Source organism: Tabrizicola sp., from assembly GCF_036781545.1.
Lineage (GTDB): Bacteria > Pseudomonadota > Alphaproteobacteria > Rhodobacterales > Rhodobacteraceae > Tabrizicola.
The window spans coordinates 65,499-71,671 of sequence record NZ_DAIQAT010000005.1; the positions used below are offsets into that span (position 1 = coordinate 65,499).

Consider the following 6,173-nt stretch of genomic DNA (forward strand, 5'->3'; position numbering starts at 1 on the left):
AGAGACAACCAACGGGAGATAAACACATGAAAAGACTTCTGATCCTGACCACCGCCCTCGGCGGGCTGGCCCTGCCGGCCGCGGCCGACGAGATCGTCGTGATGGGCTGGGGCGGCGCTTATACCGCCAGCCAGATCGAGGCCTATCACAAGCCCTTCACCGCCGCGACCGGCACCACGGTCGTCTCGGTCGACAGCGACAACCCGGCCACCCCGATCAAGGCGCAGGTCGAGGCCAACAACGTCACCGTGGACGTGGCGATCCTGGAAATCGCTGATGCCGTGCGGCTTTGCGACGAGGGCGTGATCGTCCCGATCGACCCGGCCGCTCTGCCTGCGGGCGCCGATGGTACCGCTGCCGCCGACGACTTCCTGCCCGGCACGCTGACCGAATGCATGGTGCCGACCGATATCTTCTCGACCATCATCGCCTACGATACCTCGAAATACGCCGAGGGCGAGGGGCCGAAGACCATCGCCGACTTCTTCGACACCGCGAAGTTCCCCGGCAAGCGCGGCATCCGCAAGAGCCCGAAGGTCACGCTGGAAATGGCGCTGATGGCCGATGGCGTGCCGGCCAACGAGGTCTATGCCACGCTGTCCACGCCCGAGGGGCTGGACCGTGCCTTCGCCAAGCTGGACACGATCAAGAAGGATGCGGTGTTCTGGGAAGCCGGCGCGCAGCCGCCGCAGCTTCTGGCTGACGGCGAGGTCGTGATGACCATGGCCTACAACGGCCGGATCTTCAACGCCGCCCATCAGGAGAACAAGCCGTTCGACATCGTCTGGGACGGCCAGGTCTTCGAATGGGAAGGCATGGTGATCCCGAAGGGCGCCCCGAACGAGGCCGGCGCGCTGGAGTTCGTCAAGTTCTCCACCTCGTCCGAGTCTTCGGCCAAGGCGGCGGAGTTCATCTCCTACGGCCCGCCGCGCAAATCGGCCGCTTCGCTGGTCGGCAACATCCAGGGCACCGACCAGCCGATGTCGCCGAACCTGCCGACCGCGCCCGAGAACATGACCAACGCGCTGGCCTCGTCGCTGGACTTCTGGGCCGACCGCGACACTGAACTGGGTGAGCGTTACAACGCCTGGCTCGCCGCCAACTGATGATAATGGCGCGGCGCGGGGAGGTTTCCCGCGCCGCAGCCGCCTTACGCCGAACGGACCCGGACCCGATGACCTCTGTACCCCTCCTGACCACCACCGACGGACGCCCGCTGAAGGCCGCGCTGGCCGCAGCCGGGGCAAGGGCGCGGCGGCGGGCGCTGTTTCTGGTCCTGCCGCTTCTGGTCTTCGTGATCATCACCTTCGTGGTGCCGATCGGGCAGATGCTGCACCAGTCGGTCTACAATCCCTATTTCTCGCGCAATGCGCCCAATGTCGCGGCCTGGTTCGCCGCGCATCCGGTCGGCACCGAGCCCGACGAGGCCGCCTACGCCGCCCTGGCCGATGATTTCCGCGCCATGCAGGCCGCCAAGACGGCGGGCGAGGCCGCGACGCGGGTCAACTACACCCTGCCCGAGACCCGCTCGCTGATCACCAAGACCGCGCGCGCCGCGGGCGAGCTTGCACCGCCCTACAAGGAATCCTTCCTTGCCATCGACCCGAAATGGGCCGATCCGGCGGTCTGGCAGGCGATGCGCTCCTCCTCCACCGCCTATACCGCGGACTTCTACCTGATCGCGGCGGATTACGAACGCTCGGCCGATGGCTCGGTTCAGAAGGTGCCGGAAAAGCAGCAGATCTACCTCAAGCTCTTCGCCAAGACCTTCTTCCTTTCGGCGCTGATCACGGTGATCTGCCTGTTGCTGGCCTTTCCCATCGCGCATCTCCTGGCGACGCTGCCGATGGCCAGGGCGAACCTTCTGATGATCCTGGTGCTCTTGCCGTTCTGGACCTCGCTTCTGGTCAGGACGACCAGCTGGATCGTGCTTCTGCAGCAGAAGGGCGTGGTGAACGAGACCTTCGTCGCGCTCGGCCTCATCGGCGACGGAAACCGGCTGAACATGATCTACAACCAGACCGGCACCATCATCGTGATGACGCATATCCTGCTGCCCTTCATGGTGCTGCCGCTCTATTCCGTCATGCGGGTGATCCCGCCCAGCTATGCCCGCGCCGCGCGCAGTCTGGGCGCCACCAGCTGGACCACCTTCCGCCGCATCTACCTGCCGCAGACCCTGCCGGGGATCGGGGCCGGGGCTCTTCTGGTCTTCATCCTGGCGGTCGGCTACTACATCACCCCGGCGCTGGTCGGCGGTGCGGACGGGCAGCTGATCTCGAACCTGATCCAGTTCCACATGGCGAAGTCGAACTGGAGCCAGGCCGCGGCTTTGGCCGCGATGCTGCTGGTGGGGGTGCTGGTCCTGTACTGGCTTTATGACCGGCTGGTCGGCATCGACAATCTGAAGCTGGGCTGAGGAGAAGATTTCATGGCCCTTCCGACCTATGCCGACCCGCTGGAACGCGCCTGGCACTATGCCTATCTGGTGATCTGCGGGCTGATCTTCCTGTTCCTGATCGCGCCGATCCTGGTGATCATCCCGCTGTCCTTCAACGCCGAGCCCTATTTCACCTTCACCGAGAAGATGCTGACCTTCGACCCGGCGGGCTGGTCGCTGCGCTGGTATCATGCGCTGGTCTCGGTGGGGATGCAGGCGCCGGACGCCGGGACCGGCTGGTGGAGCGACATGTGGCGCAATTCCACCTGGGTGCGGGCGGCGAAGAACTCGATCCTCGTCGGCTTCTGGGCGACCATTCTGGCCACCGTGCTGGGGACGCTGGCGGCGCTTGGCCTGTCGCGGCCCGAGATGCCCTGGCGGCGGGTGATCATGGCGATCCTGATCTCGCCGATGATCGTGCCGATCATCATCATCGCGACGGGGATGTTCTTCTTCTACTCCGACCCCTGCGGCATCATCGGCGCCAACTGCGGCAAGCTGACCTCGACCTATACCGGCCTTATCCTGGCCCATGCCACGCTGGGTATCCCCTTCGTCATCATCACCGTGACGGCGACGCTGTCGGGCTTCGACCAGAGCCTGATCCGCGCCGCGCATTCGCTGGGGGCCAATCCGCGCACGACCTTCTTCAAGGTGGTCATGCCGCTGATCCTGCCCGGCATCATCTCGGGCGCGCTGTTCGCCTTCGTCACCTCGTTCGACGAGGTGGTGGCCGTGCTGTTCCTTGCCGCGCCCGACCAGCAGACCATTCCGCGCCAGATGTGGAACGGTATCCGCGAGCAGATCAGCCCGGCGATCCTGGCGGTGGCGACGATCCTGGTGGTGATCTCGGTCCTGTTGCTGACCACGGTCGAGCTGCTGCGGCGGCGCTCCGACCGGCTGCGCGGCGTGACCGGGCGCTGACGGGCAGCTCCTCGTGCGCCTTTCGGCTTCTCGTCGCAGGCGTCAGCGACGAGGGGCCAAGCCGCCGAGGAGCGGTTTTTCCGGGTGTCGAGAAGCCGTCAACGTCCGCGACCAAGCCATTGAGTCAAGGCAGCAGGTGCAGCCAGCCCCAGGCGGTGAAGATCGACGCCGCCGTCGCCACCAGCACCGACGAGGCGCTGACCCGTTTGCCCACGCCGTACATATGGGCGAACATATAGGCGTTCACCCCCGGCGCCATCGCCGCCGTCACCACCGCCGACCGCAGCCCCGCAATGTCGAGATGGAAGACCCGGGTGGCCAGGAGCCAGGTCACGAGCGGATGCAGCACCAGCGAGGCCGCCGTCACCATCAGCACCGGCCCGATGTCCCCCTCGATCCGGTAGCGCACCAGCACCCCGCCCAGCCCGAAGAGCGCCACCGGAATCGCGGAACGGGCGATCATGTCGACGCCCGACCAGAAGAAGCCCGGCAGCGGGTTCCCCGCCAGATTGACCGCGAAGCCCAGAAGGATGCCGATCACCAGCGACTGCGACAGCACCGCCCGCGCGATCTGCCGCAGCAGCGCCGCGGCCGACAGCCCATGCCCCCGCGTCCGCGCCCATTCCATCAGCGCGATCCCGAAACCGTAAAGCATCGGCGCGTGCAGCGAGATGATCGCATAATTGCCCTGCAGCGCCGCTGTCCCATAGGCGCGCTCGGTGATGGCGAGGCCAAGCAGCAGCGAGTTCGAGAAAAGCCCGGCGAAGCCGATGGCCACGGCGTCTGGCATGGCGCGGCGGAAGACCAGCATGGCACCGAAGAAACAGGCGAAGAAACCCGCGAAAGCCCCGGCGTAGAAGCTGGTCATCAGGCCCGCGTCATAGGCGGCGGAGAGGTCGAGATAGGCAATGGAGCGGAAGAGAAGGCAGGGGACCGCGAAATTCTGGGCGAATCTCATCAGCCCGTCGATGGCCGGTTCGCCCAGAAAGCCCGCCCGGACGGCGGCATAGCCGAAGCCGATCAGCAGGAAGACCGGCAGGATGACGTCGAGAAGCGCGCTCAATCCTGACGTCGGGCGGGGGGTTTCACACCCCCCGCGCCCCCCGTGGGATATTTGAGGACAGAAAATGGCTCTATCTCAGGGCTGGTTGTCATAGACCACCGTCATCCCGTCGAAGGCGGGGGTGATGTGCGGCGGAAGCTCGGCCTTGAGCGTCTCGTAGTCGAGGTCGATGTGCATGTTGGTGATGACCGCGCGGGCGGGTTTCGCGCGGGCGATCCAGCCCAGGGTCATGTCCAGATGGGCATGGGTCGGATGCGGCTTGCGGCGCAGCGCGTCGACGATCCAGCAGTCGAGCCCCTCCAGCACCGTCCAGCTTTCCGCCGGGATGTCGACGGCGTCGGGCAGGTAGGCCAGGGGGCCGATGCGGAAGCCAAGCGCATCCATACTGCCATGGTCGGCGCGGAACGGGCTCAGGGTGATCGGGCCGCCGCTGCCCGTGATGGTGACGGGGCCGTCGATGGTGTGGAGGTCGAGGATCGGCGGGTAGGGCGAGCCTTCGGGCTGGACGAAGGCATAGCCGAAGCGGGAAAGCAGCGCCTCTTGCGTCGGGCCGTCGGCCCAGACCGGCAGCCGCTGGCGCTGGTTGAAGACCACCTGCCGCAGATCGTCGATCCCGTGCATGTGGTCGGCATGGCTGTGGGTGTAGATCACCCCGTCCAGCGCGCCGACGCCCACGTCGAGCAGTTGCTCGCGCATGTCGGGCGAGGTGTCGATCAGCACGCGGGTGGTGCCCTCCGCCGCCTCGCGGGTGACGAGGAGCGAGCAGCGGCGGCGGCGGTTCTTCGGGTTCGAGGGATCACAGTCGCCCCAGTTGCCGCCGAGGCGGGGAACGCCGCCCGAGGAGCCGCAGCCGAGAATGGTGAAGCTGAGCCGCGCCAACCTAGGCCGCCTTCGCCGGGCGGGCGGCGCGGGGGAAGAGGCGGTCGAAATTGGCCGTGGTGGCTGCCGCGAAATCGTTCAGGCTCAGCCCGAAGACTGGCGCGAGGGCGCGGGCGGTGTGGGCGACATAGGCCGGTTCGTTGCGCTTGCCGCGGAAGGGCGGCGGGGCGAGGTAGGGGCTGTCGGTTTCCAGGATCAGCCGGTCGAGCGGGGCCTTGGCGAAGATGTCGCGCAATTCTTGCGACTTCGGGAAAGCGGCGATGCCGGAGATGGAAAGGGTGAAGCCCATCTCCAGCGCTGCCTCGGCCAGGCGGGGGCCGGAGGAGAAGCAATGCATTACGCAAGGATAGGGTTTCACCGCCATACCTTCGGCGAGGATCGCCTCCATGTCTTCATCGGCGTCGCGGGCGTGGATGATCAAAGGCAGGCCGGTTTCCTGCGCGGCCTCGATGTGGAGGCGGAGGCTGGTCTGCTGGATGGCTTTGGTCTCGGCCGTGTAGTGGTAGTCGAGGCCCGTCTCGCCGATCCCGACGAAGCGGGGGTGGCGGGCGAGGGCGACCAGGTGTTCCACCGTGACCAGGGGTTCCTCATGCGCGCTCATCGGGTGGATGCCGGCGGCGTAGAAGACTTCCGCGTGGGTTTCGGCCAGGGCGCGGACCTTGGGCTCGTTCTTCAGCCGCGTGCAGATCGTGACCATTCGGTTCACCCCGGCGGCGCGGGCGCGGGCGATGATCGCCTCGGTCTCATCGACAAGGTCGGGGAAGTCGAGGTGGCAGTGGCTGTCGACCAGATCGGGCAGGTCAAGCTCGGTTGGGGATGTCATGCGGGCTACCTCAGGGCGAGGCTCCCCGCCGTCTCGTCGACCTT

At 66.5% G+C, this 6,173-nt stretch carries 6 protein-coding genes; 3 read left to right on the forward strand and 3 right to left on the reverse strand.

Annotation, left to right across the window (positions count from 1 at the left end; all coding sequences use genetic code 11):
• The first annotated feature begins 26 nt into the window (after positions 1-26).
• From V7Q39_RS02400 to V7Q39_RS02410, 3 genes are all read left to right on the forward strand, one after another.
• Positions 27-1,106, forward strand: coding sequence for an ABC transporter substrate-binding protein (locus tag V7Q39_RS02400; protein ID WP_333814701.1), 1,080 nt, complete (start codon positions 27-29; stop codon positions 1,104-1,106).
• Positions 1,107-1,174: 68 nt separating this feature from the next.
• Complete coding sequence (locus V7Q39_RS02405) at positions 1,175-2,419, forward strand: ABC transporter permease (protein ID WP_333814702.1); 1,245 nt, start codon at positions 1,175-1,177, stop codon at positions 2,417-2,419.
• Between the two features lie 12 nt (positions 2,420-2,431).
• Positions 2,432-3,364, forward strand: coding sequence for an ABC transporter permease (locus tag V7Q39_RS02410; protein WP_333814703.1), 933 nt, complete (start codon positions 2,432-2,434; stop codon positions 3,362-3,364).
• Positions 3,365-3,488: 124 nt separating this feature from the next.
• On the opposite strand, the gene V7Q39_RS02415 is transcribed toward V7Q39_RS02410, so the two are convergent.
• The 3 genes from V7Q39_RS02415 to V7Q39_RS02425 form a co-directional block, all read right to left on the reverse strand.
• Positions 3,489-4,427, reverse strand: a complete 939-nt coding sequence (locus tag V7Q39_RS02415) for an AEC family transporter (RefSeq protein ID WP_333814705.1) — start codon at positions 4,425-4,427, stop codon at positions 3,489-3,491.
• A gap of 75 nt (positions 4,428-4,502) precedes the next feature.
• A complete protein-coding gene (locus V7Q39_RS02420) occupies positions 4,503-5,306 on the reverse strand; it encodes an MBL fold metallo-hydrolase (RefSeq protein ID WP_333814706.1) in 804 nt (267 codons plus the stop codon).
• 1 nt (position 5,307) lies between these two features.
• Positions 5,308-6,129: a TatD family hydrolase gene (locus V7Q39_RS02425; RefSeq protein ID WP_333814707.1), complete on the reverse strand. Its 822-nt coding sequence runs from the start codon at positions 6,127-6,129 to the stop codon at positions 5,308-5,310.
• Positions 6,130-6,173: the final 44 nt, after the last annotated feature.